The following is a 1,914-nucleotide window of genomic DNA, read 5'->3' as shown; positions in this document are numbered from 1 at the left end:
GCTTGCAGCTGGCCCAGGGCCACCGGCGCGGGCGGGGCCTGCGACCTCGCCGCGGCCCTGGGCCAGCTGCAAGCCGTGCGCGAGGCCCTGGGGCTGGACGGCGCGTCCCTCGGGCTCGCCACGAACGGCGCCGAAGGGCTCTGGCTGCGCATGGCCGTCGCGGGCGGTCCTGCAGCCGCCCGCTGACGCCGCCGCCCCGCCCCGGCTCATGCCATCGCCAGGGCGCAGTCGCCCACATGCGCGGCCGCCGCGAAGTCCTGGGCCAGTTCGGCGCCCAGTTGCTGCAGCACCGGCAGCGCGGCCAGCAGGTCGTTCCAGGCCGGCCGCATGTCCTGGCGCGACACCCAGTCCGCCAAGATCTCGTCCAGCAGGATGAGCCGCGAGTCCACGGTCTTGCGGCTGCAGGCCAGGGCCATCGCATGGGTGGCGCCCAGGCCGAACAGGCTCTGCGCAGCCGGGCGCAGCGGCGACAGCTGCGGCACGCCGGCGGCCTGGGCCCGCACCATCAGCGACTCGTCGTCGGTGAGGGCGAAATCGCAGGCTGCCAGGATGGGGTCGCCGTGCGGCACCGAGTGCAGCGCGAGCGCCGCCACGGTCAGGGACCCGGCGGTGGTCTCGGGGCCCACGCTCTCCAGCAGATCCGGGTCTTCGGCCAGCACATTGCGAAAGCGCAGCGAAGGCACCAGCACCCGCACCGGCCGGGGCGAGCGGCGCCAGGCCTGCAGCCAGGGCCGCAGCTCGCCGGCGTCCTGCAGCGAGGCGTAGACCGTCACCTCCTGGGGGGCGGGCGCGCGCAGCCCGCCGGCCCCCGCCAGGAAGCGGCCGAGCAGGGCGGGGTGGCCGTGGATGTGGCGCCGCATGGCATGCAGGTTCACCGGCGGCTTCACGTGGCCCAGGGGCGCGAAGCCCTGGGGCAGCAGCACCTCGTAGCCCAGGGGGTCCTGCGGGGCCAGGGCCTGCAAGTCCACCCCCAGGGGAGCCAGGCGGTAGATCCAGGCCCGCGTGCCGCAGCGACGGCGGTGCACGAGGTAGCCCGGGGGCAGATCGGAGCCGAACATGGCGATCGCGAGGTCGCCGGCCGGGTGGCCGCCGAAGCTCTGGAATTCGCGCAGCGCCAGCCGCGGGGGCAGGTCCTCCGGGCCTTGGAACAGGCGGAACACGTCGGCAAAGATGCTGCCCTTGGTGAGGTACAGGTTCACCTGCAGCTCGCAGGTGCGGGCGTAGTGGTCGGCCAGGTTGTGCGCGAACCAGAGCGCTTCCCGGCTCTGGCGGCTGCAGAACAGGTCCACGCTGCGCGGGCGGCCGACCGGGCTGCGGGGCAGCGCGACCACGCCCTGCGCATGCAGGCCCGCGGCCTCGGCCGGTGGGCTGCTCTCGGGCCCCGGTGCGGCGCAGTCCGGCTGCTCGTCCTCCAGGGCCTTGCGGTAGCGGTGGCAGGCCACCGCGAGCAGGTCACGGAAGCCCGGCATGATCAGGCGCACGAAGCGGTTGGTGCTGGCGAGGTCGCGCCACTGGCCCAGGCTCGCCTCCCACAAGGAGGTGGCGATGGTGTCCACCTGCAGGGATTCCGCGCCGCGCGGCTGGCCCGCGTCCTCGAGCAGGGTGCGCAAGGCCGCGAGCTGGCGCGCGCAGGCGCACTCCAGCGCGCGCTGGATCCACAGCGGTGCCTCGGGCTGGTGGCGCGCCACGGCCCGTCCCTGCGTGGAGGCGGAGAGGCGCAAAGCCAGGTTGCGCCGGTAGGCCAGGCCCACCAGCGGCACCAGGCGGCGCGAGGTCCAGAAGCCGGGCGCCACATCCGAACTGCTGCGGCCCATGCCGGGGTCCAGGCGGCTGGCCGCCAGGTGGAAGGCGCGCAGCACCATGCTGCACGCGTCCGCCTCCAGGTGGCGGCGCAGCGTGTCGAAACACGGAACC

Annotated in this window: 2 protein-coding genes; one reads left to right on the top strand and one right to left on the bottom strand. The window is 74.9% G+C overall.

All coding sequences use genetic code 11. The annotated features are described in order from the left end of the window. A partial coding sequence (locus IM725_RS19885) for a hypothetical protein (protein ID WP_193782377.1) occupies positions 1–186 on the top strand: 186 nt, incomplete at its 5' end. A gap of 20 nt (positions 187–206) precedes the next feature. Here IM725_RS19885 and earP read toward each other — a convergent pair. Next, positions 207–1,914, bottom strand: a 1,708-nt coding sequence (gene earP, locus IM725_RS19880; protein WP_193782376.1) for an elongation factor P maturation arginine rhamnosyltransferase EarP, incomplete at its 5' end; no start/stop codon positions are given.

Origin of the sequence: Ramlibacter aquaticus, from assembly GCF_015159745.1 — a bacterium.
GTDB classification, from domain to species: domain Bacteria; phylum Pseudomonadota; class Gammaproteobacteria; order Burkholderiales; family Burkholderiaceae_C; genus Ramlibacter; species Ramlibacter aquaticus.
Note: the sequence above shows the minus strand (reverse complement) of the source record. Positions and strands in the feature narration are given on the sequence as shown.